The organism is Amycolatopsis sp. NPDC049252, from assembly GCF_043197175.1.
Lineage (GTDB): Bacteria > Actinomycetota > Actinomycetes > Mycobacteriales > Pseudonocardiaceae > Amycolatopsis.
The window spans coordinates 1-22,313 of the sequence record NZ_JBICSQ010000089.1; the positions used below are offsets into that span (position 1 = coordinate 1).

Below are 22,313 nucleotides of genomic sequence, written 5' to 3' on the forward strand. Positions count from 1 at the left end.
CCCGTCGTGGCTCTGCGGAGGCAGCGTCAATCGAGGCCTGGGCCCGGTGACAGAGGTCGGCTTCAACGCCCTCCACGGCCGCCTGGGCATCGCGATGTCCAACACCCAGACCCTGACGGAGAGCAAGCGCCCGGCCGGCACGAACGCCCTGTTCGTCGCGTGGCAGACGCTGACCCACGCGAACAACCCAGCGTGACCCACCCCTTGCCCGCCCGACTTGCGCACTGGCCATTTCGCCAGGTTTCCGCAGGTCAGGCGGGCAAGGTACCCTGGTTACAGGACCGTTTCGAGGGCGCGCTAGAGTACTCACACGCACTGAGAAGTGCGGGTCCGGGCTGTGGCGCAGTTTGGTAGCGCACTTGACTGGGGGTCAAGGGGTCGCAGGTTCGAATCCTGTCAGCCCGACCGGATCGGCCACCTTTACGCAGGTAGAGGTGGCCTTTTTCATGTCCAGCATCTGCCCTGGACGGCAAGAACCCGGGGCATGCCACATACGTGTCACATCGCCCCGGGGCTCCCGGATCAAGCGGCCATCCCTGCCAGCGCGGCGGTACGCCGGGCGTCGAGCACGTCCGCGACCTCATCGAGGCGGTCAGGGAACAGGTGCCCGTAGATGTTGAGCGTCATGGCCGCGTCGGAGTGGCCGAGCATCTGCTGAATGACCTTCACGTCGGCGCCGGCCGCGATCGCGAGGGACGCGGCGGTGTGCCGGAGCTTGTGCGGAGTCAGCCCGGCGATGCCGAGTTCGGCCGCCTGCACTGCTGGGTTGAACTCCCGCGTCCGCCAGTTGTGCGACCGTAGCGAGCCGCCCCGAGCGGTGGTGAAGACGAGCGCGTCATCTGGCCGGTCACCGATCACGCGGCGCAGCTCGGGCACCAGGGACGCCGGGATGGAGACCGTGCGGCGCTTGCCGTTCTTCGGCAGGCCCTCATGCTGCACTCCCCCGACCTCGAAGAACGTCGACACCACCCGGATGCGTCGCTTGTCGAGATCAACCCGTCCCACTCGGAGCGAAGCGGCCTCGCCCCAACGGAGGCCCGTGTACGCGAGAAGCAGGATCAGCGCCTTGTTCACCGCAGCCGAAGCCGTCGGCCGGTCGTACTTCGTACGGAGCGTCCCGGACGCCTCAGCCAGCCTTTCGACCTGTTCGTACGTGAGGTAGACGTGCTCTGCCTCCGGACGAATCGGCAACGTCACGCCGCGAGCCGGGTTGGTCAGGATCCGCGTCGGCACGCACCACTCAAGCACCATGGCCAGCACGCGGTAGGCGTGGCGGGCCTGCGAAGGTCCGAGGCCGCTGCCACCGTCGCTTTTGGAGCGGATCAGCTCAGCCACCCACAGCGCGACGTCTTCGCGCCGGACGGCGGTCAGCGGCTGGTCGCCCCACTTGGCCAAGACGTGGTTGTCGAGTAAGCCGCGATACTTCCACCACGTCGACTTCTTGAGGTCATGGCGGGTGATGAGCCACTTCTCCGCCATCTCCCCCACGGTCACCTTCGCGTGGTCGGGATCGATGTAGGTTCCGGCAGCGAGAGACGCTGTCAGCTCGGCTTGCCGCTCCTCCGCTTTGGCCTTGTTGGGAGCGACTTCCGAGCGGAGCTTCCCGGCGCGGTCGTAGTAGCGGACGAGCCACCGTGCGGGCGGGGTTCGCCCCTTCCCCTTGGCCACCTTCACAAGGTCGGCGAAACCCTTCGTCTTGGTGCGGTCGTACACCCATACCCGCGCCATCAGCAAGCCGCCTGTCCGTCGATCCAGGTGTCGACGTCGGACGGCCGGTAGCGGACGTACTTGCCAACGCGGAACCCGGCCGGGCCTTTGCCGGTCTTGCGCCACTGGTAGAGCGTGTTCACCGGAACCTGGAGGTAAGAGGACAGATCTTCAATACTGAGTAGACGGTCATTCATGGTTGTTTTCCTTGCTGTACTTGAGTTTGCGGTCGTCTCGGATGCGCTCGGCAATACCGGCGGCGAGTTCGCGTTCCGCGTCGTCGCGGTAGCCGGAGCCGTCAAAGGTCCAGTCGTTGACCACGGCGATCGAGTCGACGCGGTCGTCAAGTCCCAGCCGTTCGAGGATTTCGGCGAGCCGGAAGGCCCGGCGGTCACCTCGGATGGCCTTGAACGTCGTGGAGTACACCAGCGACTTCGTGAGGAAGTGGCCCCGGAACGCGAGCATGTGCGCCCACCGCCGGAGCTTCAGGTCCTCGAACGCCGGCAGGTCCCCGAGGTCCCAGGCGGTCTGGATGATGCGGCGGTGATGCGTGGTCACCTTCAGGTGATCGATGTCGAGCTGGGAGCGGATCGGCCGGTCAGCCGCTTCGCTCTTGCCAGTGCCCTTCGTGGCGTACTTCGCGATGTACGCGGCGAGCCGGGCTTCGGAGATCTGGCCGGCGTCGTCTTCCAGCTCGGCCGAGGCGGCCGGTTCGATGCGTCGGACGTCGACCTGCGTTCCCCAGGTGAGCGGCAGCTCGGTCCCGTCCGGGTAAGCGGCGGGCACGAGCACGGCCCCAGCAGCCGCGTACACGGCGTCTTCCAGCAGATCAGGGTGAGCCCACCGGGGAGCCGGGGACACCGCGCCATCGGGGCCGTCGAGGCGGACCACGGCGTGGAAGTGCACGAGCCCGCGCCGCTGGTACTCCGCGACCTTGCCGTAGGAGAGCCGAGCCTGTTCGGCGAACTCGCGGGCCTTGAGCCCGGCCCGTTTGGCGATCTCCCGGCGCAGCCGCATCGTGAAGCGCTGCCACAGCACGCCCGCGTGGGCCTGCCAGAGCACCGACCCGACGTAGTCGTACGTCTCCGGGTCCAGCGGGGCGCCGATGCGGGTGTCGTCATCGTGGTGGTACTCCCCGCAGCCGCACGGCCGACGCTTCCCGGACTTCGTGGTGTGGGCGGTGTGGACGGGCCCGAAGGACGGGGCAGTGAGGGTGACGAACGCGCGGGGCCGGTCCCCGACCGTGGTGGGGATGCCCTTATGGCCACCGATGAGCCCAGCACGGATGAGGTGAAAGGCGTCGGCGGCGTAGCGGTCGGAGCAGGCCGGGCAGACCCCGGACCGGCGGTTGCCGCACGGGGCGAAGATGTCCCCGCCGTGGTGGTGCAGGACGGCGCCGGTGGTGGCGTCCTGGAGCTGGTGCGCCCCGGAGAGCCGGATGGGGCGGGCGCAGCCGTTGACGGCGCGGACCTTGGCTCGCCAGTCCTGGTAGTCCAGAGCCTTCACGCGGGCGGCGAGACGGTCTTCCAACGTCAGCATGTCGGAGCCTTTCGTTTGGCAGGCATGAAAACGGCGCGGGAGCCCGGGCCGGGATAGTGGCCGGGCTCCCGCGCCGTGGCGGGGTGCGTCGGGACGTGGGTCAGCCGGTGGCGAGGTCCTGCAGGATCTGCACGGCCATCGGTTCAGGGACGCGGACGACGCGGCGGATCTCCTCGATGGTCAGCTCGCGCCCTTCGCTGCGGGCGGTTTCGGCCACAGTGTTGATCCGGCTGGTCAGCTCAGCGGGGAGCTTGAGCCGGGGCCGGGCCGGAGCGACCACAGCGGCCGGCGGGGCCGGGTGCGTGAGGACATCGGCCCTGGAGGCGGTCACGGTGACCGGCTCGGGGTCCGGGGTGGACACCGGGATCGCGGGGGTTTCGGGAGCCGGAGCGCGGCGCATGAGGAGCTTGACGACCACGAGGAACCCGAGTGCCGGCATCGCGGCCACGAGCCATCCGGCCGGGCTGGGTTCGGCGAGTGCGACCTGTGCGGCCATCTGCACGCCGAACCCGGCCACGAGCACGGCCATCGGGAACGTGAGCTTGCGGGCTCCGCCGCTCCGGTGGTCGCGCTGGATCTCGAACCCGGCGACGATGACGATGCCCTCGATCACCACAGCGTCGGCCCACGCGATCCAGCCGAGCTGTCCGTGATGGACGGCCCAGTCGTGAGTGTGGGTGAACCCGGCCGCCGCGCCGATGCTCCCGAGGATGACGGCGACCAGGACCCGGACGACGTCCACCAGCCGACGAGTCTTGTTCGAACTGTCCGCAGTGGACATGATGAGTCTCCTTTCAGGTCAGTTCTCGCCGCGCCAGCGGCGGGCGTAGGCGCGGTAGTGGTCGGCTTCCTGTTCGAGCTGCGCGACGATGTCGTCCGCGAGTTCCGCCAGCCGAGGACTGCTGAAGGTGGGGCTTTCGCGGTCCGTGGCGCTGATACTCAGATCGGTCGTGTAGTACTCGTAAATCAGGCGATCAATGTGCGTGAGGTAGCGCATCGGCAGCATGACTGTCCTTTCCGGTCAGTTTCCGAACGGGGCGAGGTTGGACCAGCGTTGGAGCATGTCCCGGCCACGTCGGGTCAGCCGCAGCGGCAGAACGGGCTTGCGGACCACGCCGTGCAGGCACGAGATCGTCTCCCGGGCCGGGCTCCGTTCGACGTAGCCGATGGACACCAGGTGCATGACGACGTCGTCCTCCTGGGCGGCCCGGCAGTGGCCTTCGCCGTCGAGGACCATCACGCGGTCGGTGTCGTCCAGCAGCCCGAATTTCCCGTCCCGGACTTCCGCGAGCACGTCCTTGGCCACCAGCGGGTTGCCGGGTGAGCCGAGCGGCTTGCGACGTCCCCGGGCCGGAGGACAGGCGCGGCCGGTGGTCGGTGCCGGCGTCGGGGCGGGGGTGCCGAACAGGCCGAGCTGTCCGGGGTCGGCGCGGCGGCTCATCGGATGCGCTCCCGCCCGATGTCGCCGAACTCGCGGTTGCGGAACTCGGTCACCCCGAGCACCATCCCGAGCCCGACGCAGCCGAACGCGGCAGCCACGATCCAGAACAGCACCGACCAGCCCTGTCCGAGGTGGATCAGGTAGAGCACGAGCGCGGCCGGGACGCCGTACTTGGCGTAGAGCCAGGCTCGCCACACGTAGAAACCGAGACGCCACATGGTCAGTCCTCCTCATCGGGTCGGTGGTTCGGGCAGAACACGAGCTGTTCGGACGTGCAGCGCCAGCCGGGCTCGTGGGTGAGGTACTCCACGAGGTCTGTCCATTCGGCAGTGCGCCAGCGTTCGTGGTCGGAGAACTCGCCGCACACGACGCAGCGGGCGTAGTAGGCGACGCTGTACTCCGCGATGAACACCCGCTCGCCCGGCTCCCGCAGCACCATCGCCCAGGTCTCGGCGTCCTCTTTGGAGGAGTACAGGCGGTCGCTGAGCGGGACCATCCCCTTCTTGGTCCGCGACTCCAGCGCGAAGTGCGGGGCGTGCACGACGGCCGGGTAGTTGATCGCGGTCATCACGCCACCACCGACAGACCCGGGGCCGGACGGCCGGAGCGGATGAACGTGATCAGTTCGTCGATCTCGCGGTCGTCGACGTAGGCGGCGCGCACGCGCTGCGGGACGCGGGTGCGCTGCCGGATCACGTACCCGATACCAGCGGTGTCCGCGACGTTCGGGATCTCATCCGCCAGCGCCCCACGCAGCCGGGCGCCTTCACCGAGGACCATGTCCACGTGCGACTGAGCGGTGACCCGCAGGCACACCCGGGTCGGGAACAGCTCCCGGACCGGGACCACGTCCTTGGCGGGTTCCTGCACCAGCGCGGTCATGAAGTGCCCCGTGGCGCGGCCCTGGGAGCCGACGATCGCGAGCAGCTTGCGCAGGTTCCGGGCGATGGTGCCGTCGCCGTAGGCCAGCAGCGCCCCGATCTCGTCGATGATCAGCAGGTTCAGCGGGGTTTCCCGCGACACCTCGATCTTGCGGCGCCCGGTCCCGGCGAAGGACTGCTGCACGGCGCGCAGGTCCGCGACGTACTCCTCCACCAGCTCCGCGCACGACTGTTCGGTGTCGGCGTAGCGGTAGGCGACGCCGGCGTCCCCGAGCTTGCGGAACTCCAGTTGCTTCGGGTCGCAGATCCACAGCCGGACCAGCCCGTCCCGGATCAGCGCAGCCAGCGCCCGCAGCTCGGAGAAGACGATCGAGTTCTTGCCGGCGCCGGTCGCTCCCGCGATGAACAGGTGCGACCGCAGCCCGAGCCGCCAGTCGGTGCCGTACTCGGTTTCGCCGACGTAGATGTCGTCGATGTCGACCGCGTCGGCCTCCTCGGGCATCTCCGGGGCCGGGATGGTCTCGGTGAACGGCTCCGTCCGTTCGATGATCAGGGCGACGTAGCCGGGCTTCGGGTGCTCGAACGCGATCCGCTGCACTCGCAGCGTGTCGGCGAGCCGTTCGAGGTTCTCCTCGATCGAGCGGCGAGCCTGCCCACGCGCCAGAGCCATCGTGACCACGTCCACCGACGGGGAGTAGGACCGCAGCCGGGTGACCCTCGGGAACAGCTCCTCACCGGTCTTACGGTCGGTGACGTACATGTCGCAGGCCCGCAGCGCCCGGGTGAAGCGCGGCCCGAGGTAGACCGACCAGCGGCGGCGCCAGGCCCGAAGCCGCGGGGCCGCGTAGTGGTCGAAGGTGTCCGGGTGCGCCCGGTACCAGCAGAGCAGGGCGCCGGCCGTTCCGCCCGTGATCCCGCCGGTGGCGCTCCAGCCGAGCTCGAGACCGGAGCCGAGGACGGCGGTCGGTCCTACGGTGGCGCCGGGGTGGCGCAGCAGCCACTTGAGTGCCTTGATTTCGGTCCCGGTCTTGCGGGACGACTTGGGGGTGGTCATGGGGTGGTGGTCCTCTCGTGCAGCACGAGACCGGCCCCGCGTCCCGTGGTGGGAGGTGGCGGGGCCGGTCGCGTGCGAAACAGGTCATGTGGGGTTGGTCAGGGTTTGATGGCGGTCCGGGCGTCGGTCAGCTCGGTGATGAGCGTTCCCATCGCGCGGCCCATCCGGTCGTGCGCGGCCTTGAAGCCGTTGCGGTTGATCGGCATCCCGTGCATCGATTCCTTGAGCTGCACGAGCGACGTGGCGAGGTCATCGACGACCCGGTCGACCTGGTGCGCCATGGTCAGAACCTCCAGTCCCGGGAGATGAGTTCCGCCTCGTGCTTCTTGCCCAGCAGCCGGAGCCGGTCGAGTTCGTCGAACGCTTTGGTGCGGAACGACTTCAGGTCGTCCTTGCTGGCGACGGTCCAGGAGTCGGACATGGCGTTGTCGTCGTACTTCGCGATCAACTTGTCCACTTCGGCCAGCACTTCGGCGACCATGTCCAGCGTGTTCACGAACGTGGCGTAGCGCTGCTGCGCCCGCCGGTTCAGTGCAGCGATCTGCATTCCGCTCTACCCTTCGCGTGTCGTGGCGACCAGCTCAGCCGCCGACGTGAGGTCTGCCGCCAGGAAGCGCACCGCGTTCCCGACCGCGACCCTGATGTCCCGATCCGGCTCGGTGGCCACGAAAGCCCGGTAGGCCTCGCTCGCGGCCGTGATGATCGCCTGGATTTCCGGCATGTCAGTCTCCGTTCCGGATCACGTGCTGTGCGTGCTTCAGGCCCTCGCAGAAACCGGCCTGCCATCCCATGTCCTCGGTCGGTTCCGTGAGCGCGGCGGCCCGTTCCCGCTCCAGCCGGGCCGCGAGCATCCGGATCACCGTGCCGACCTTCACCGGGCGGCTCACCGTCCGGCCTTCCACGCCAGCGCCAGCCCCGAGACCAGCGCGAGCACCCCGAACACCGGGGCCGCGACCAACAGCAGCCCGACCAGCACGAGCCACACCAGGTACGTGAACACTGCCTTTCCTCCCTACATCTCCCACTGAGCGCCGCACACGGTGCACGTGGCAATCCGTGTCGGCGAAAGCCAGAAACTTGCCGAGCAGACGTGGTCAGCCATCGCTAACCCCGCTTCGGGCCGTGCGGGTCATACGACGACAACCCACCCCGAATCGCGTTCATCCCACCCATTCGCCTCTCCTCTCCACTCGTGTACTTCGTGGTGAAACCCCAGGACTCCCGGACGAACAGGTCCGGCCGGGAATCGAGGCGCGCCACCACAAACAGCGCGGATTTAGGCATGGATCGGCCCACTCTGTATTTGTCAATGAACGAGAAGTGCCCTTGCCCGACTCGAAAACGGGCAGCCAACCGACTTGGGAAGGGCTCCAGGGTGGTGAAGACGCCACGGCCGGGGAGGTAGCCGCGCGAACCGGTCACCCACCGGTCATGAGGCCGGGATCAGGCGGCGCGCTGCGCAGCACCCGCCCCGACAGGCTTCAAACCGAGCGCCTTGAACCACAGACCCGAGCCGCTGATCCGGCCGTCATCACCGGTGGTCTGCCACGTGTTCAGGACCGGGTCGATCAACTCGACGTAGGAACCCTCCTCGAACCCCTCCCCCGGGTCCACCGCGAGCGTCACCTTGATCTCTTCGCCCTTACCCGGTCGGCGCCCCTCCACCTGACGCGGCTTCGCGAACAGCATCACCACGAACGCCTGGTTGCCCTCGCGGTCCACGGCCGGGACCATCTCCCCCTTGACCTCGCGCATCTTCATGATCGGAGCCTCCGTGACCATGAACCGGTAGCCCGAGCTGACGAACGGGATGTCCTGCATGTCGCCTCCAAGGTCGTCGTTAGAACTATCTCTATTAGACACGGGTCGACGTCGGCTGTCAATAGAACTATCTCTATCAAGCCGCCTGGCCGGTAGACTGCAGGTAGAGATAGAGTTATCGGCCATCGAGAGGAGGCGGTGTGACGATCGGTTACCGCGACCTGGCTTCCCTGCTCAGGGACGCGATCAAGGCAGGCGACTACCCGCCGGACAGCACCCTGCCCAAGCAAGACGACCTCGCCGAGCAGTACGACATCAACGTCAACACGGTGCGCAAGGCGATCAGCGTCCTCGAAGCCGAAGGGCTTGTGACGTCCGTCCGCCGGCGCGGCACTGTGGTCCGAGCGCGGCCTCCGATGAAGCGGCTTGGTGTCGAGCGCTACGCGAAGAGCAAGTGGAAGTTCGGCCTGGTGGCGTTCGCCGCCGACCGTGAAGCTTCAGGCCAGACCTGGAACCGGAACGACCAGACCAACCAGGTGCACAAGGTCGATGCCGACAGCGACGTCGCGCAGGCTCTCGGGATTGAGCCGGGCAGCCCTGTCTACGAACGTGCACGGTTGGTGAAGCAGGACGGGAACCCGACCCATACGCTCACGAGCTACTACCGCCCGGAGCATGTCGAGAACACTCCGATCGTCGATCCCAAGCCGGGGACGGCCACGCCGGGCGGCGGCTTCGCGGTGCTCACGCTGCAAGGCTTGGAGCCCGACAGCATGACCGAGACGTTCCACTCCCGGATGCCGACGCCGGATGAGATTGACGAGCTCGAACTGCCGGCAGGCGAACCGGTGATGATCCTCGAACGCACGACACGAACCGCGGACGGCACGCCGATCGAATTCGCGCGCGGGGTACACGCCGCGTCCCGTTTCGCCTGGTCCTACACGTTCGACATTCCCGAGTAGACAGACCGAGGAGGACGCCCGTGCCCGCGCCAGCCATCCCCGACGAACTGCGCGACGACGTCGAGACATTGTGGAACTTCCATCGCATCGACGACCCCCTCGCACCTGTCGACGTCGCAATCGGGCTCGGAAGCCATGACCCGAGCGTTGCCGTCTACACGGCTGAGCTTTTCGCCAAGGACCTCTTCCCCGTCGTCGTGTTCACGGGTGCCAACGCGCCGACAACCGTCGAAAGGTTCCCCCGAGGCGAAGCCGTGCACTACCGGGAGATCGCGATGGAGGCGGGGGTCCCGGACATCGCCATCCTCGTCGAGCCGAGAGCCACGAACACCGCCGAGAACTTCGAGTTCACGCGCGAGCTGCTCCGTGAGCGCGGCACTCCGGTTACCAGAGCCTTGATTCTCAGCCGTCCTTACCAGCAGCGCAGGGCCTACACCACGGCGAAGAAGCTGTGGCCCGAAGTCGATTTCCTGTGTTCGGCGATCCAGCAGTCCTTGAACGACTACGTCGAGGGCATCGGAGACCCCAAGCGCGTGATTGACATGCTCGTCGGCGACACCCAGCGATTGACCGTCTACGCCGATGCTGGGTACGCCATCCCCCAGGAGGTCCCCAGCGAGGTCGAGGCTGCCTACGACCGGCTGATCACCGCCGGATACGACAGCCGCCTCCTCCCGACCAGCTAGGGAACGGCCACAGTGGATGACGACGAGTTCGAGCGCGTTCGCCAGGACCCAGACCCGATCCGCCGGGCGAAGCGCTCAACGGCGATGATCGAGGTCTACATGGGTCGCATGGCCGAGCTGTCGCACCTACGCAAAGACGCGATCGAGCAAGCCCACGACACCGGGATGAGCTACACCGAGATTGCTGCCGCCCTGGGGATCACCAAGGGCCGTGTCACTCAGATCCGCTCTCAGCCACCACCGTCTTCGTGACCTCTCCCCGGCCTGCAGCATCGGTGTGTTCAGAGTTTCTTTTCTTGTTCAAGGCGGCCCCTCCGGGGCCGCGCCGCTATCGGCCGGCCCGCGCGGGGCCCGCCTCCGGCACCCACGCGACCGGCCGGCGGCTGCCCCGGGGACCGCAGCTCAAGAAGAAGAGAATGTCCTCGCCGGACGGGCAGGCCATCGAGATGGCCGGGACGTGCGCGGCCGTTGCGTCCGTGTGCGGCCAAACGGCATCTCGACGACCTCCCCGAGGGCTATCACGCCGTGTCAAGGGGGCAGCCCGGCAGGTAGGCGGCGGTCGCGCGGATAGCGCCCCCTTGACACAGCGTGATTGGGCTACGCCAGGTCGTCGAGATGCCGAAAGGCCACCCACTAGCTGAAAATCACCTACAAGTTGCTGTATACAGCACGCGCCCGCTTCAATACCATAAAAAGAGTCAGAATCAAATGAATAATTAAGAAGCTTATAATTGCACTTGGAATCCTGCCAGCAGACGTATCCTTTGGCGTCGTCGCTACCACTAGGACCAGATAGCCAGTCGTGAATATACCAACAAGCACCGCGTATGAGACGTTGTGCTCTAATTCGTCATTCCTCTTTATTGCGCCTGCGCGCTGATCTACCCTGTCCAGAAATCTGGCTTTAATCTGAAATATCTGAATCAAAAGACCGAATAAAAGGGCAGTATAAATGGATACACCGGAAAGAATACCCTCGAGTCCCCGGACGCGAAAGTCAGCAAACCTCTGATAGCCAGGCTTCGACGCAAGCCACGAGAAATTAAACTCTGGCAATATTACAAGGATCGCGACCACCAACGGAATTCCATAGAAAACCAGAAGGTCCCTAATTCGAACCGGACGCTTCTTCTTTCTCGCATCGACAAGAGTTCCGATATGGTCCTTAAAAATCGCCACCACAGACCATTTAGCTGTCACGGATTGGTTCCAGCTTCACGCTCAGGAGCGAGTCGTCCCACGTCCCGTCTTTCCACTGCTGCGGCAGCGTAAGACCGAGGTTTGCCTTCGCATCGATCACCTTCTTGCGCATGGCAGCGTAGACAGCACCATCAGATGGCCGCTCCTCTTTATCGCCAACCAGGAAGTATGCGAGGACAGGATTGGCCTCTTCTCCCAGGATGACACTACGCTGCTGCTCCCCGTCGTTCAGCTTCAGCTCGACTTCGTCGCCGTCAATAACCGGAATGCCGATAATATCCTGGGCGCGAATCTCGCGACTGATGATCTTATCTCGAAAGGCGCGACCAAAGCCCTTCTGTCCACGCATTGGCCGGACACGCGACACCACCCGGCCAACAGATTTCGCCGCCACCGGATCAGCAAAGTCAGGCGAAGGACCAAATCGCTTCACTTGCATCTCAGTCATGTCAGCTTTCTCAACATACTCTGCCCACGCCGCCGGATCCAGAAGGCCATCATACTTCACGATGAGTTCTTCATTCTCAAAGCACTGACGGAATGCCCTCTTGAATTCACTTAAAATCAGCGATGCGGCGCCACGTCCACCATATCTCTCCGCAAGAAATATAGCCCAACGACCCTCCGCAGGAGAAACGAACATATTCCTTGTTTCGACGACCGGAGATTCATCCTCGTCGTAGCTATGCGTCTTCTCTCCGCTAATCGTGTCAACCAGGGTGCCCTGAAGGCCGTAGCGACCGTATTCGGTGACGAATTCGACCCTCCTACCTCGCGGCACAAGCTCCGGAACAGCCAGGTACTGGTCGTATTTCTGACGCCGGATAAACTCCTCGCCAATGCAACGCAAGAAGCCATGAAAATAGGCAACCAGGTCCGCACCTTTGCCGTCGAAGTTCCCCACGTCAAGCGGATCGTCGGGTTGACCCGACTTCGAGACCGTCACCCTGTATGCGACGTATGCATACTTCGACATCTCGCGCCTCCCCTGCGTACAAGATCATACTTATGGCACGCAATAGTACCCACGATTGGGGTAGTCGCAACGCACAGTAACGATTGAGTCGGCTGCGAAGTCAAACCGTAACACTCGTACGGATACCGACGACCTGCTCGATAAGGGTTCTTTGAAGCCGGCCGTCGGGCCAATGCAGCCATGCAGGCCCTCGCCAGCTGCCACGCTCACCAGCGTCGACACCGACCCGGCGAGGCGATCTCCATGCCACATGCATGCCATACCGTACTGACAACCAACGATCAACAACCACGCATGAGCACAACATTGCCGCAGGTCGAGCAGCCATCGATCACTACCCCTGCAGCTCTGCCCGCTGGGCGATTAGAGCAAGGGGTCGCAGGTTCGAATCCTGTCAGCCCGACCGGATCGGCCACCTTTACGCAGGTAGAGGTGGCCTTTTTCATGCCCGGGCCCGCATAGGGGGCCTCGAACGGTTCAGTGCCGACGAGTTCGAGTTCTCGCCTGGAACACACGAGCCCGGACGCGACGCCCCAGGGGGAAAGGCGTTCCCAGCAGGGGAATCCGGTAGCCGAGTCTGTTGATCAGCCAGGCGACGGGGCCCCACAACGGGGCGCACAACAGCAGAAGCCACATGCCGGGCACCGACCAGCGGGTCGGCGGCTTCTTTCGAGCGCCGTTCATGGCGACGCTCATGGCCGCGAGTTGCAGCAGGAAGACGGAGTACACGGCGAACAGCACGATGCCTGCGACCACCCAGCCCATGACATCGACTATATGGCCGTAGCCGGATAGCTGATTCGGGTTGCCGGCTCACTCGCCGGAGAAGCGTTCCCATGCTGACTGGCGGGTCATGCCCAGCGCCGTGCCGATCTGGGTCCAGGTGCCGCCCAGGGAACGGGCCTTGTGGACCCAGGCCGTCAGGTTTTGTTGGACCTGGGTGCCGGCCGCGGCCACCGGGGACAGGCGAGCCAGGACCGCCTCCAGGGTCAGCTCCTGGTCCCAGGGGGCCACTGCGGTAATCGACGTCGGCTTGCCTTCTATCACTGCTGCGCACAGCGCTACGCAGCCGTCGCAGATGAAGACTCCTGGGCCGCTTACCAAGGTTGCCACCTCGGTGTTTGGGCGGGCGCAGAACGAGCAGTGAGCGACGACCGCGGCAGTCATAAAAGCTCCCGGATGGATGGAGCGAGTCGATCTGTCAGGCTGGACCTTACGCGCGTCAGGGGCGGCCTGACAAGGTCAGTGAGCCCAGGAACGAAGACGTCCAGCCGGACAGTTCCTCCAGGCGGGACTTCAAGGCCTCGATCTCGGCCCAGCGGCGGTGTTCGCGCTCCAGGTCCGGGACCAGGAAGTCGCCTACCAGGAGCAGCAACGTGGCGATCTCGTACGCTACGTCCGCCAGCTGGAGGAAGGGGCGGTACTCCGCCTCCGTTCCGATGCCGTGACGAGCGGCCCATGAACGGGCGCCCAGGCCGGTCACGCGGCAGGTCTCCTCGACCGTGGCGCGCAGGGAGGCCCGGCGGGACGTCGGCGGGGATTCCAGCAGCGGGGCTACGTTCCAGGCCACCGACAGCAGGCAGCACCCCGCGTCGTCCATCGAGTTGTTCATCACGCGACGTACTTTGCGCAGCTACCCGCACATCGCGGGCGTTGCGACTCGCCTTGTCAGCCCATCGGGTGGGAAGTCGACCCGGTCGTGAGCATCGGGATCGAGATGAAGTCCGCCAGTGCCTGCTGGCCCGCCGCGTTCGCGTGGATTCCGTCGCCGTTGTCGTAGGCCGGGTTGATGCTGTTCGGCTTCAGCGGGTCCTTCAGGACCTCGTCGAAGTCCAGGATTCCCGAGCACAGGCCGCCGCAGGTGTTCCAGCGTTCCACGAACAGGGCGATCTCGTGGCGATCGAGGTTGTTCTTGTCGCTGTAGCCGGGGCGCGGGGTGCTCGGGGTGACGTAGATGGCGATGCCGGCCGCGCGCAGGCGGGCGAAGACCGCTCGGTAGCTGTCCAGGACGGCCGTCGCGTCGCAGCCGTACGCCAGGTCGTTCGTTCCGTAGTAGTAGATCACCGAACGGACGCCGTGCAGGGCCAGGACGTCGCGGTCCAGGCGGCTTGCCGCGTCCAGGCCGACTACCCCCGGCGGAATGTTCGGGCAGGTAGGAGCGCTCGTCGTGCCCGAGACTCCTGCGTTGGCGACCGCGAGGCCCGAAGAAGCGGCTCGGCGCGCCAGGTCGTCCGTCCAGCGGCGGTCCGCGCCCAGCTGGGTGCAGCCCGGGCCGCAGTTCGTGCTGCCGATTCCGTCGACCACCGAGCTGCCGAACGGGACGACCGTGCCCTTCACCGCCGTGTTGTGCACGTCGACCGCGCTCACCACGTACGTCGAACCGACCGTCTGGGCGAAAACCGAGCCGTCGGTGTCGGCAACGTGGTCCCCGGCGCCGGCAGCGGTCAGGTAGTTGTCCCGTAGCGCCGCGCCGTGGCGGCCCGGAACGACAGAGCCGAGAACGGACACGCTCACGGCCAGGTTCGTGTCCGGCCTGGTGGTCAGGCGCAGCTCGTCGCTCCAGACCTCTCCCCCGGCGGGGATGGTGACGGCCCGGCTGCCCGCGAAGGTCAGGTCGCGGGGCGCGGTCACCGACGCGCCGCCCGCGCTCACTCCGGCCGTCGCGTGGCCCACCGACAGCGGGCCCGAGCCGAACGTGTTCTGCAGCCGGACGCGGACCGCGTCACCACCCTGGCTCAGGTGGGTGATCATGCGCATCGACTGGGAAGTCAACGGGGTGTCCGCGCGGCCGTCCTGGGACTGGGCCCACGAGGTGAACCACGCCTGCCCGGCTCCCGCGGCGACCGGCGCCGCCACGAACGCCAAGGCGGAAACCGCCGCCAGAACCGCCACCTTGCCGCGCACCGGGCACCTCCGTAGTCCACAAAGGACACAACGAAACAAGCGACAAGAACGAGAGTAAGGAGCCGCCCCCGCGCCGACAACAGCGCGGGGGCGGTCCTGTCCGATCTTGTCAGCCGGCCGCGCGCTCGATCAGGTCGGCGATCGCGACGGGCTGGGACGCCATCGACGCGTGCCCGGCTTCCACCTCGATCGTCTCGCGGGCGCCGATGCGGGCGGCCATCCGGCGCTGGTTGTCCGGGGCGATCATCCGGTCCTGGGTCGAGACCTGGTACCAGGACGGCTTCGACTTCCACGCCGGCTCGGTCACCGGGTCGCCGAACGTCGAGCCGACCGGCGCCTTCTGCGTCACGGCCATGACCAGGGCCTCGTCCTCCGGCAGGTCCTGGCAGAAGCTCTCGTGGAACTTGTCCTGCGCGATCCACAGGTAGCCGTCGGAGTCCGGCGCGATGTTCGCGCCGCCCGGGGCGTCGTGGCCCTCGCTGACCGTCGCGAGGCTCTCCCCCGCGTCCGGCGCGAACGCCGCGACGTAGACCAGACCTGTGACGTTCGGCAGCGTGCCGACCTCGGTGATGACCGCGCCGCCGTACGAGTGGCCGACCAGCAGCACCGGCCCGTCGATCTGCCGCACCATCTGCCGGGTGCGGGCCGCGTCGTCGGCCAGCGACGTCAGCGGGTTCTCCACCGCGTGGAGCGCTCCGAAACCGCGCTTGTCCAGCTCCACGATGACCTTCGCCCAGTGGGCGGCGCCACCCCAGAAGCCGTGGACGAGCACCACGGTCGGCTTCTCCGCCATGAAGGGTTGCCTCCTCGATCCGGCGCGCCGGATCCGCCTGTGCGGAGCCGGTCACGCATACTGCCCGAGACCACCCTACGAGGAGGTTCGAGCAAGAACCATGTCCCAGGAACCGGAAAACTTTGCCGATTCGCTTCCGGCGTACGGCGAGCAGGACGCGCTCTCCGACGTCCTGCAGGCCATCCACCTGCAGGGTGGGGACGTGCGCCGCCGGATGGACACCGTCGAGCGGTACCCGGCCGGGACGCGGCTGCTGCACCTGGTGGGGGCGGGCCGGCTGCGGCTCGAGGCCGACGGCGAGGCGCCCGTCGAGCTGAACCACGGCGACATGGCGCTGTTCGCCCGCGGCGACGCGCACGTCGCCCGCCCGGCCCCGGTCGCGGAGTGGGTCACCGGGGAGTTCCACGTCGAGCCCCTCGTCGCCGGGCCGCTGCTCGGCGTCCTGCCCGCGGCCATCGTGATCCGCGAAGACGCCCGGACCACGGCGTGGCTCCCGCTGAGCCGGGATCTGCTGCTCTCCGAGGTGACGCGGCCCCAGCCCGGCGCCCGCGTGATGGTGTCGCGGCTGCTCGACCTGCTGTTCATCCGGTCGCTGCGCACGTGGGCGGCCTCCGGCGACGCGACGCACCCCGGCTGGCTCACCGCCGCGATGGACCCGGCGCTGGGGCCGGCGCTCACCGCGATCCACCGCACCCCCGGGCGCGACTGGCCGGTCGACGAACTGGCGCGGCTCAGCTCCCTGTCACGCTCGGCGTTCGCCGCGCGGTTCACCGAGTCGGTCGGGGAACCACCGGGGGCGTACGTGCAGCGCAGACGGCTGGATCACGCCGCCCACCTGCTGCGGAACACTGCTGAACCGGTCGGCCGGATCGCGGGACGGGTCGGCTACGCCTCGGAAGCGGCCTTCAGCAGGGCCTTCTCCCGCGCCTACGGCAGTTCGCCGCGGGTCTGGCGCGGTACCGCGAGTTCCGGTTCGATGGACGGATGAACAGGGCGAAGCTTCGAGCAGTGCGCGACGCGGCCAGGCCGGACGGGGGCGTCTTCGGCGAACCCTACGAGACGCCGGACGGAACCACCGTCATCCCGGTCCTCCAGCCGGCCGGGGTGTTCGCGGTCCGCGGGGGCGACGTCAAATGGGCACCCGCGGTGGACACGACCCGCGTCCTGCTGATCGGGGCCATGACCGGCCTGATGGCCGCGACGCTCGGCACGCTCGCCGTGCTGCGCAAGCCGCCGTGGCCGGACGTCGTCATCCGGAAGGGCCGTTAGGCCGCCTGAGCCGCCTGGCCCTTCGCCAACGCTTCGACGCGGCCGATCGGGCCGTTGTAGTAGTTCTGGTCCCCCGGGAGGCCACCGCCGCGGGCGAACTGCCAGATGCTCTGCTTGTCCCAGCCCGCCGGCAGCTCGCCGACCTCCGGGCCGTAGCGCGCCAGCCAGAGCGGGTTGGTGTCGCCGAACCCGTTCGCGTTGCCCGTGCAGGTCTTCCACCAGGTCGTGCTGGTGTAGATCACGGCGCTGCGGTGCGCTTTCGCGAGGTACGTGCGCGTGAAATCGGCGATCCACGCCGTCATGTCGGCGGGGTTCTTGCCGTAACAGGCGTCGCCGTACGGGTTGTACTCGATGTCGAGCGCGCCCGGCAGTGTCGTGCCGTCGCCGCGCCAGCCGCCGCCGTTCGCGATGAAGTAGTCCGCCTGCGCCGCGCCGCTCGAGACGTCCGGGCGCGCGAAGTGGTACGCGCCGCGGATCAGGCCCGCGGCGTGCGCGCCGTCGTACTGCTGGGCGTACTGCGGGTTGACGAACCCGGTGCCCTCGGTCGCCTTGACGTAGGTGAACTTCGCGCCGCCGCCGGCCGCCGCGCCCCAGTCGACCGGACCCTGGTGGCCGCTCACGTCGTGCCCGAGGGTCTGGTCGGCCACGTCCGCGCGGGACGTGAGCGGGCTCCCGTGGATCCCTTCGTGCGCTTCGATCTGCGTGCCCGCGAAGTTCGTGTCGGCGTGCGCGTAGTCGGGAGCGGCCTGCGCCGGTGTCACGACGACCACCGACGCGAGCGCCGCGAACACGCCCGCCCCGGCCAGCTTCGCCAGGGGACCCGGAACGACTCGGCTCATCTGGGCTCCGATCTCGGTACGGCCGTACGGTGCTGACCTCATGCTGCACGCCCGTACCGGTCTTCGCGAGACTTCCGTCACCCGTCGGAGTGATCTCGGTCCTCAGAGCTCGGTCGTGATGATGGCCTCCACCAGGACTTCTCCGGTCTTGGTCAATTCCACTTTCCCGGCCCCGGAATCCAGCCGGACGAGGCCGCGATCGGCCAGGGAGCGGAACTTCCCGAGCCAGGGTTCGGCGAACAGCGACCGTCCCGGGAAGCGCTCTCCGTGCACCGAGTCCCGCAACGGCTGCAACGTCGTCAGCGCCATCTTCACCGCCCGCGCCTCCTGGGCCTCGGCCGTGAACCGCGTCGCCGAGCCCAGCGGGATCCGGCCGGCCTCCACCGTTTCGATGTAGCGCCGGGAGTTCACGTCGCTGATCGCCTCCGACGCGCGGCAGCTCGAACTGCCGCCCAGCCCGATCGCGACCTCGGCCTCCTGCTTCTCCTGGTCGACCATGATGGACTTCCACTTCTCCGGCCCGAGGCCGCCGCGCGCGAAGTACATCGTGGGGTGCTCGGTGTAGTTCGCCGCGCGCAGGCCGTCGGTGAGCAGCTCCCGCATCTGGTACTGCTCCCCCAGCGTCGGCCAGCGGTGGCCGTCGCGCACCAGCTTGTCCCGGTAGGACGGCAGCTGCCACGCGGCCGGCTTCTCGCCGGTGACGCCGGTGCGGGTGTCGCTGTAGGACGCCAGGTGCAGCTTGGTGCACACGACGGCGGTGATCTGGTTCTCCAGCACGACGTCGAGGTCCCGGCGGACGCTGTCGAGGGTCTGGTCGAGCAGGCCGTACATCAGGTCGATGCTGACCCACTCGAAGCCGAGGTTCTGGGCGTTGCGGACGAAGTCGACGCACATCAGCGCCGAGTGCTCCCGCCCGCACAGCTCGAGGACGTGGTCGTCGAACGACTGGACGCCGCTGGACAGCTTGGTGCAGCCCAGATCCCGCAGCAGCTCGAGCTTCGACGGCGTGAACGTGCTCGGGTCGCCTTCGAACCGGATGGTCGTGTCCGCGGTGAAGCCGAACTCGGACCGGTAGAAGTCCAGCAGCCGCCGGATCTCCGGTTCCGGCAGCAGCGACGGTGTCCCGCCGAAGACGTTGAACTCGCCGACCTCCGCGCCCGCCAGGTTCGGGACGGCGTCGAGCCACATCCGCGCCTCGCGGATGTTCAGGTCGACCCAGTGCTTCGCCTTCTCGTCCGTGACCTCGGGTTTCCCCTTCACCAGCACCACCGGGTACTGGCAGAACCGGCAGCGGTAGGCGCACGTCGGGATGTAGGACCACAGGTGGATCGGGGCGCTGGAAGCCAGTTGCGCGTCCAGGTCACGCAGGAAGTCCGCCGGCGCGTAGCCGGGGACGTTGCCCGGGAAGACGTGCGCGCCGAACGGGTCCTCCTGCACGTAGTCGAGCAGGTGCCGGTTTTCGGGCGCCTCCAGGACGTCGAGGACCGCGGGGCGCGGCCACGCGGGGTCGAGACCGTGCAGTGAGCCGATCGCCTCTTCGTAGGCGAGTGTCATCAGAACACCCCTCCGTTGCCGAAGTAGTTGTGGGCCTCTCCGGACTCGCGGTCCTCGCAGTAGTAGTGGACGAACTCCGCGAACCGCTCCTTCGGAACGTCCGCGAAACACGGTGGCAGCGGCGGCGGGTAGCCGATGTCGTCACCGACGTGCTTGCGCAGGCAGGAGAACAGCTCGTCGGCGAACTCGAGGTACAGCCGGTACGACGGTGTCTTGTACGCGTGGATCGGCGTGAAGTCGACGACGCGCATCTCGTCACGGATCTCGGCGATCCGTTTCCCCAGCCGCGCGGCCAGGTCCGCGCCGAAGAACCCGATGACGGCGTCGTCCTCCAGCAGCGCCGGGGTCAGCAGCACCGGCAGGATGGTGTTCTTCGGCGTGAAGTCCTTGATCGAGAACTCCCATGCCTGCAACGCTTCCGCCTCGGTCAGGTCGGAACCGGTGGCTGGTGCGTCAGGGCGGATGTCGCGCATGACGATGGTGCCGCCGGAGCCGTAGGCGCGGCCGGTGATCACCTCGTCGATGGCGTGGTCGACGCGGCGCGGGTTGATCTCGACCCGCGAGCGCGGCGCGTACGTGATCGCGTCTCCCCCGCTCGCGACCTTGATCCCGAAGTCCCAGTCGTCGGAGAGGTGGTTGACGAACTTGCCGTCCTGCAGCTGGTAGAAGATCTCGATGCCGCCGGCGCGCTCGTAGGCGTCGCGCTCGACGGCGAAGCCCTTGCCGTCGGGAAACCCGCCGAACAGCGAGAACGTGACGGCGCGGCAGCGCAGCGTCCGCTGGATCGCGTCCCACAGCCGAGGACGGCCGGTGAAGTGGTCCGCGTTGTAGTAGTAGTCGCAGACGCCGATCGACGCCTTGGTCGTCTCCATCGCCTCCAGGAGCTCGCTCAGCCAGTGCGCGTCGACCTGGCAGTCGGCGTCGGCGGACACCAGGTAGAACCGCTGCGCCGGGTCGGTGTCCGGGCGGTTCCGGCTGCGGGCGGCGGCGAAGTCCATCCCCGCGCGGCGGGCGCACGAGACGCCCTGCTCGGGTTCGTGGATCACGTGGACGGCCAGGTCCGGGTGCGCGGCCGCGAACGCCCGGGCGAGCGCGACGGTGTCGTCGGTCGAGTTGTTGTCGACCAGGACGACTTCGTAGCTTTCCCGGTCCAGCCCACGCTGGTCGTACAGCGTCCGGAGAACCGACCGCAGGTTGGCGGCCTCGTTGTACACCGGCAGCACGACGCTCAGCCGGGTCCCGGCACCCATCGGCGGCGGGTACAGGCGGTCGACCAGGTCGTCGACGACCTGGGTGCCGAAGCGCGCCCGCCCGAGTTCCTGGTTCGCCCGCACCACTTCCGCTCGTTTCCCCTCGTCGGTGATCAGTTCGGCCACTTCGCGGGCGAATGCCGCGTCCGGCAGGTCGCGGGCCCGGATGTCCAGCACCGGCGCCCGGAACCCCGCGTGGCCGTAAACGGCGTTATACAGCTCGTACCCGCTGGTCACGTACGGCGTTCCGGAGGCGATCGCCTCGCTGACCGGGTTGCCGTAGCTCTCGTAGTCGTAGGAGGTCAGGAAGGACACGACACTCGCGTGCGCCAGGAGGTCCCGCACGGAGTAGCGGCCGGGCGTGGCGGTGTCGTAGGGGGTCAGCCAGCCGCCGAAGACGACACGGTCGCGCACCCCGAGCCGGTCGGCCAGTTCGGTGAGCCGGGTGTACTCCGCGGGTGCCTCCTCGACGTCTCCCGCCACGAACAGCCACGCGCCCGGCAGCAGCGCCAGGAGGTGGAGGTCCCGGTCGACGCGCTTCTGCGGGATGATCCGCGTGATCCGGGCCAGCAGCGGGACGTCCGCGGGGATCCCGTGGTCGCGCCGGAAACCCGCGTTGCGCGCGTCGATCTTCGCGGTGTCGATGGGGAACGTGTTCGGCAGGACGTCGAGGTGACGCAGGCCCGGCACCCATTCGAGGGTGCGCGCCTTCGCTTCTTCGTGCAGCGCGAAGTAGTGGATGTGCGGGGAGTTCCGCGGCGCCGGCGTCTCGCGGTACGGGAACCGGCCGTACTTCGCGATCCCCGGTTCGCTCTGCCACATCAGGTCGTGGTCGCGCCAGAACACGAACCGGCCGAGCCGGTGCCGCGCGCCGTAGCGCTCGATCGCGCGGTAGAGCGCCTCGGTGTACGCCGGATTCTCCGGCAGGGTCCCGTTCTCGACCATCACCATCGTGACGCCGAGGCGTTCCCAGGTGGCGGTGATCCGGTCGGCCAGCTCACCGGTGATCCGGTCGAGCTCCGGCCGCAGCGCCGCCCCGGCCTCCCGCTGGACGACCTCGGTGAGCACCCGCTCGACGAACTCGCGGTCGTAACCGCGGATCGTCTCGACGCCGTCGACGCGGTCGAGGACGACCCACTCCGGCAGCAGCCCGGCCTCGTCACGGTAGGGCCGGAAGAACGCGCCCTTGTCGGCCTTGATGTCGTAGCCGAGGTCCAGGTGGACCCGGTGCCCGCGGGCGGACAGGCGCTTCGCCGTCTTGAGGAACTCGACCACCACCCCGGACAGCGGAGTTCCGTCGAAGGACACGCCCCAGAGCACTGACATCGATGGCGGACTCCCGTGTCGACTGCGGTGTCGGCTCCACCCTACGTCGCCCGTTCACGGAAAAGCCCTAGAGAAGGACAGCGCTTTCCCGGCCGGGAGGCGGTCGACCACGCCAGGCTTCACCGCGCTCGGCACCGCCGGGTGTGTGACCTAAAACGATTTACGCGG

29 protein-coding genes, 1 tRNA gene and 2 pseudogenes are annotated in these 22,313 nt (G+C 67.4%); 7 read left to right on the plus strand and 25 right to left on the minus strand.

Annotated features, from left to right (window positions below; translation table 11 throughout):
• Both ACGFMK_RS42340 and ACGFMK_RS42345 read left to right on the plus strand, forming a co-directional pair.
• Nucleotides 1-196 (plus strand): annotated as a pseudogene (locus tag ACGFMK_RS42340) (hypothetical protein); the annotation flags it as partial.
• Nucleotides 197-331: 135 nt separating this feature from the next.
• Nucleotides 332-405: transfer RNA gene (locus ACGFMK_RS42345), tRNA-Pro, on the plus strand.
• Nucleotides 406-522: 117 nt separating this feature from the next.
• Here ACGFMK_RS42345 and ACGFMK_RS42350 read toward each other — a convergent pair.
• The 14 genes from ACGFMK_RS42350 to ACGFMK_RS42415 form a co-directional block, all read right to left on the minus strand.
• Entirely contained in the window at nucleotides 523-1,713 is a 1,191-nt protein-coding gene (locus ACGFMK_RS42350; RefSeq protein ID WP_392775469.1) for a tyrosine-type recombinase/integrase, read from the minus strand.
• Between the two features lie 14 nt (nucleotides 1,714-1,727).
• Entirely contained in the window at nucleotides 1,728-1,904 is a 177-nt protein-coding gene (locus tag ACGFMK_RS42355; protein WP_247052035.1) for an AlpA family transcriptional regulator, read from the minus strand.
• Nucleotides 1,897-3,246, minus strand: coding sequence for a replication initiator (locus ACGFMK_RS42360; RefSeq protein ID WP_392775473.1), 1,350 nt, complete (start codon nucleotides 3,244-3,246; stop codon nucleotides 1,897-1,899). Before ACGFMK_RS42360 ends, ACGFMK_RS42355 begins: the two co-directional genes overlap by 8 nt.
• A 100-nt stretch (nucleotides 3,247-3,346) precedes the next feature.
• Nucleotides 3,347-4,027 (minus strand): DUF2637 domain-containing protein, encoded by a 681-nt coding sequence (locus ACGFMK_RS42365; RefSeq protein WP_392775475.1) that lies wholly within the window; start codon nucleotides 4,025-4,027, stop codon nucleotides 3,347-3,349.
• Between the two features lie 18 nt (nucleotides 4,028-4,045).
• Nucleotides 4,046-4,252 carry a hypothetical protein gene (locus tag ACGFMK_RS42370; RefSeq protein WP_285476690.1) on the minus strand — a complete coding sequence of 69 codons (207 nt, stop codon included), beginning with the start codon at nucleotides 4,250-4,252 and terminating at the stop codon, nucleotides 4,046-4,048.
• Nucleotides 4,253-4,267: 15 nt separating this feature from the next.
• Nucleotides 4,268-4,687: a hypothetical protein gene (locus tag ACGFMK_RS42375; protein ID WP_392775478.1), complete on the minus strand. Its 420-nt coding sequence runs from the start codon at nucleotides 4,685-4,687 to the stop codon at nucleotides 4,268-4,270.
• Nucleotides 4,684-4,905, minus strand: a complete 222-nt coding sequence (locus tag ACGFMK_RS42380) for a hypothetical protein (RefSeq protein WP_392775480.1) — start codon at nucleotides 4,903-4,905, stop codon at nucleotides 4,684-4,686. The genes ACGFMK_RS42375 and ACGFMK_RS42380 overlap by 4 nt, the downstream gene beginning before the upstream one ends.
• A gap of 2 nt (nucleotides 4,906-4,907) precedes the next feature.
• On the minus strand, nucleotides 4,908-5,255 hold the full coding sequence (locus ACGFMK_RS42385) for a hypothetical protein (protein ID WP_285476693.1): 348 nt from the start codon (nucleotides 5,253-5,255) through the stop codon (nucleotides 4,908-4,910).
• Nucleotides 5,255-6,622 (minus strand): FtsK/SpoIIIE domain-containing protein, encoded by a 1,368-nt coding sequence (locus tag ACGFMK_RS42390; protein WP_392775483.1) that lies wholly within the window; start codon nucleotides 6,620-6,622, stop codon nucleotides 5,255-5,257. Before ACGFMK_RS42390 ends, ACGFMK_RS42385 begins: the two co-directional genes overlap by 1 nt.
• A 98-nt stretch (nucleotides 6,623-6,720) precedes the next feature.
• Nucleotides 6,721-6,903: a hypothetical protein gene (locus tag ACGFMK_RS42395; RefSeq protein WP_285476695.1), complete on the minus strand. Its 183-nt coding sequence runs from the start codon at nucleotides 6,901-6,903 to the stop codon at nucleotides 6,721-6,723.
• A gap of 2 nt (nucleotides 6,904-6,905) precedes the next feature.
• The gene (locus ACGFMK_RS42400; protein WP_392775486.1) at nucleotides 6,906-7,169 is read right to left on the minus strand and encodes a hypothetical protein; all 264 of its coding nucleotides are present in this window, start codon (nucleotides 7,167-7,169) and stop codon (nucleotides 6,906-6,908) included.
• A 6-nt stretch (nucleotides 7,170-7,175) separates the two neighbouring features.
• Nucleotides 7,176-7,343, minus strand: coding sequence for a hypothetical protein (locus ACGFMK_RS42405; protein WP_392775489.1), 168 nt, complete (start codon nucleotides 7,341-7,343; stop codon nucleotides 7,176-7,178).
• Between the two features lies 1 nt (nucleotide 7,344).
• Nucleotides 7,345-7,509, minus strand: a complete 165-nt coding sequence (locus ACGFMK_RS42410; protein ID WP_328648227.1) for a hypothetical protein — start codon at nucleotides 7,507-7,509, stop codon at nucleotides 7,345-7,347.
• A gap of 556 nt (nucleotides 7,510-8,065) precedes the next feature.
• On the minus strand, nucleotides 8,066-8,443 hold the full coding sequence (locus tag ACGFMK_RS42415; RefSeq protein ID WP_392775492.1) for a hypothetical protein: 378 nt from the start codon (nucleotides 8,441-8,443) through the stop codon (nucleotides 8,066-8,068).
• 140 nt (nucleotides 8,444-8,583) lie between these two features.
• Between ACGFMK_RS42415 and ACGFMK_RS42420 the strand changes: the two genes are divergently transcribed.
• Genes ACGFMK_RS42420 through ACGFMK_RS42430 form a run of 3 tightly spaced genes read left to right on the plus strand, consistent with a single transcriptional unit; the run spans nucleotide 8,584 to nucleotide 10,286 of the window.
• Nucleotides 8,584-9,348 carry a GntR family transcriptional regulator gene (locus tag ACGFMK_RS42420; protein ID WP_392775495.1) on the plus strand — a complete coding sequence of 255 codons (765 nt, stop codon included), beginning with the start codon at nucleotides 8,584-8,586 and terminating at the stop codon, nucleotides 9,346-9,348.
• A 20-nt stretch (nucleotides 9,349-9,368) separates the two neighbouring features.
• Nucleotides 9,369-10,034, plus strand: a complete 666-nt coding sequence (locus ACGFMK_RS42425; RefSeq protein ID WP_392775498.1) for a YdcF family protein — start codon at nucleotides 9,369-9,371, stop codon at nucleotides 10,032-10,034.
• Nucleotides 10,035-10,046: 12 nt separating this feature from the next.
• Nucleotides 10,047-10,286 carry a sigma factor-like helix-turn-helix DNA-binding protein gene (locus tag ACGFMK_RS42430; protein ID WP_392775501.1) on the plus strand — a complete coding sequence of 80 codons (240 nt, stop codon included), beginning with the start codon at nucleotides 10,047-10,049 and terminating at the stop codon, nucleotides 10,284-10,286.
• A 396-nt stretch (nucleotides 10,287-10,682) separates the two neighbouring features.
• On the opposite strand, the gene ACGFMK_RS42435 is transcribed toward ACGFMK_RS42430, so the two are convergent.
• The 8 genes and pseudogenes from ACGFMK_RS42435 to ACGFMK_RS42470 form a co-directional block, all read right to left on the minus strand.
• Nucleotides 10,683-11,234 carry a hypothetical protein gene (locus ACGFMK_RS42435; RefSeq protein WP_392775504.1) on the minus strand — a complete coding sequence of 184 codons (552 nt, stop codon included), beginning with the start codon at nucleotides 11,232-11,234 and terminating at the stop codon, nucleotides 10,683-10,685.
• Nucleotides 11,224-12,210, minus strand: coding sequence for a hypothetical protein (locus ACGFMK_RS42440; RefSeq protein ID WP_392775507.1), 987 nt, complete (start codon nucleotides 12,208-12,210; stop codon nucleotides 11,224-11,226). Before ACGFMK_RS42440 ends, ACGFMK_RS42435 begins: the two co-directional genes overlap by 11 nt.
• Before the next feature lie 477 nt (nucleotides 12,211-12,687).
• Nucleotides 12,688-12,975, minus strand: coding sequence for a hypothetical protein (locus ACGFMK_RS42445; protein WP_392775509.1), 288 nt, complete (start codon nucleotides 12,973-12,975; stop codon nucleotides 12,688-12,690).
• A gap of 48 nt (nucleotides 12,976-13,023) precedes the next feature.
• Nucleotides 13,024-13,224, minus strand: a complete 201-nt coding sequence (locus tag ACGFMK_RS42450; protein WP_392775552.1) for a hypothetical protein — start codon at nucleotides 13,222-13,224, stop codon at nucleotides 13,024-13,026.
• 36 nt (nucleotides 13,225-13,260) lie between these two features.
• Nucleotides 13,261-13,377, minus strand: a pseudogene (locus ACGFMK_RS42455) (ClpX C4-type zinc finger protein); the annotation flags it as partial.
• Nucleotides 13,378-13,432: 55 nt separating this feature from the next.
• Nucleotides 13,433-13,822: a hypothetical protein gene (locus tag ACGFMK_RS42460; protein ID WP_392775550.1), complete on the minus strand. Its 390-nt coding sequence runs from the start codon at nucleotides 13,820-13,822 to the stop codon at nucleotides 13,433-13,435.
• A gap of 56 nt (nucleotides 13,823-13,878) precedes the next feature.
• Nucleotides 13,879-15,114 carry a GDSL-type esterase/lipase family protein gene (locus ACGFMK_RS42465; protein ID WP_392775512.1) on the minus strand — a complete coding sequence of 412 codons (1,236 nt, stop codon included), beginning with the start codon at nucleotides 15,112-15,114 and terminating at the stop codon, nucleotides 13,879-13,881.
• A gap of 109 nt (nucleotides 15,115-15,223) precedes the next feature.
• A complete protein-coding gene (locus ACGFMK_RS42470; RefSeq protein ID WP_392775515.1) occupies nucleotides 15,224-15,907 on the minus strand; it encodes an alpha/beta hydrolase in 684 nt (227 codons plus the stop codon).
• Between the two features lie 100 nt (nucleotides 15,908-16,007).
• Between ACGFMK_RS42470 and ACGFMK_RS42475 the strand changes: the two genes are divergently transcribed.
• Together ACGFMK_RS42475 and ACGFMK_RS42480 are read left to right on the plus strand one after the other, a co-directional pair.
• Nucleotides 16,008-16,895: a cupin domain-containing protein gene (locus tag ACGFMK_RS42475; RefSeq protein WP_392775518.1), complete on the plus strand. Its 888-nt coding sequence runs from the start codon at nucleotides 16,008-16,010 to the stop codon at nucleotides 16,893-16,895.
• Nucleotides 16,892-17,176: a hypothetical protein gene (locus tag ACGFMK_RS42480; protein WP_392775520.1), complete on the plus strand. Its 285-nt coding sequence runs from the start codon at nucleotides 16,892-16,894 to the stop codon at nucleotides 17,174-17,176. Before ACGFMK_RS42475 ends, ACGFMK_RS42480 begins: the two co-directional genes overlap by 4 nt.
• Here ACGFMK_RS42480 and ACGFMK_RS42485 read toward each other — a convergent pair.
• The 3 genes from ACGFMK_RS42485 to ACGFMK_RS42495 all read right to left on the minus strand — a co-directional run bounded on the left by ACGFMK_RS42485 (nucleotide 17,173) and on the right by ACGFMK_RS42495 (nucleotide 22,145).
• A complete protein-coding gene (locus tag ACGFMK_RS42485) occupies nucleotides 17,173-18,015 on the minus strand; it encodes a lysozyme (protein WP_392775522.1) in 843 nt (280 codons plus the stop codon). The genes ACGFMK_RS42480 and ACGFMK_RS42485 overlap by 4 nt on opposite strands.
• Before the next feature lie 102 nt (nucleotides 18,016-18,117).
• Nucleotides 18,118-19,569 carry a radical SAM protein gene (locus tag ACGFMK_RS42490; protein ID WP_392775524.1) on the minus strand — a complete coding sequence of 484 codons (1,452 nt, stop codon included), beginning with the start codon at nucleotides 19,567-19,569 and terminating at the stop codon, nucleotides 18,118-18,120.
• Nucleotides 19,569-22,145 (minus strand): glycosyltransferase, encoded by a 2,577-nt coding sequence (locus ACGFMK_RS42495; protein ID WP_392775527.1) that lies wholly within the window; start codon nucleotides 22,143-22,145, stop codon nucleotides 19,569-19,571. Before ACGFMK_RS42495 ends, ACGFMK_RS42490 begins: the two co-directional genes overlap by 1 nt.
• Between the last annotated feature and the right edge of the window lie 168 nt (nucleotides 22,146-22,313).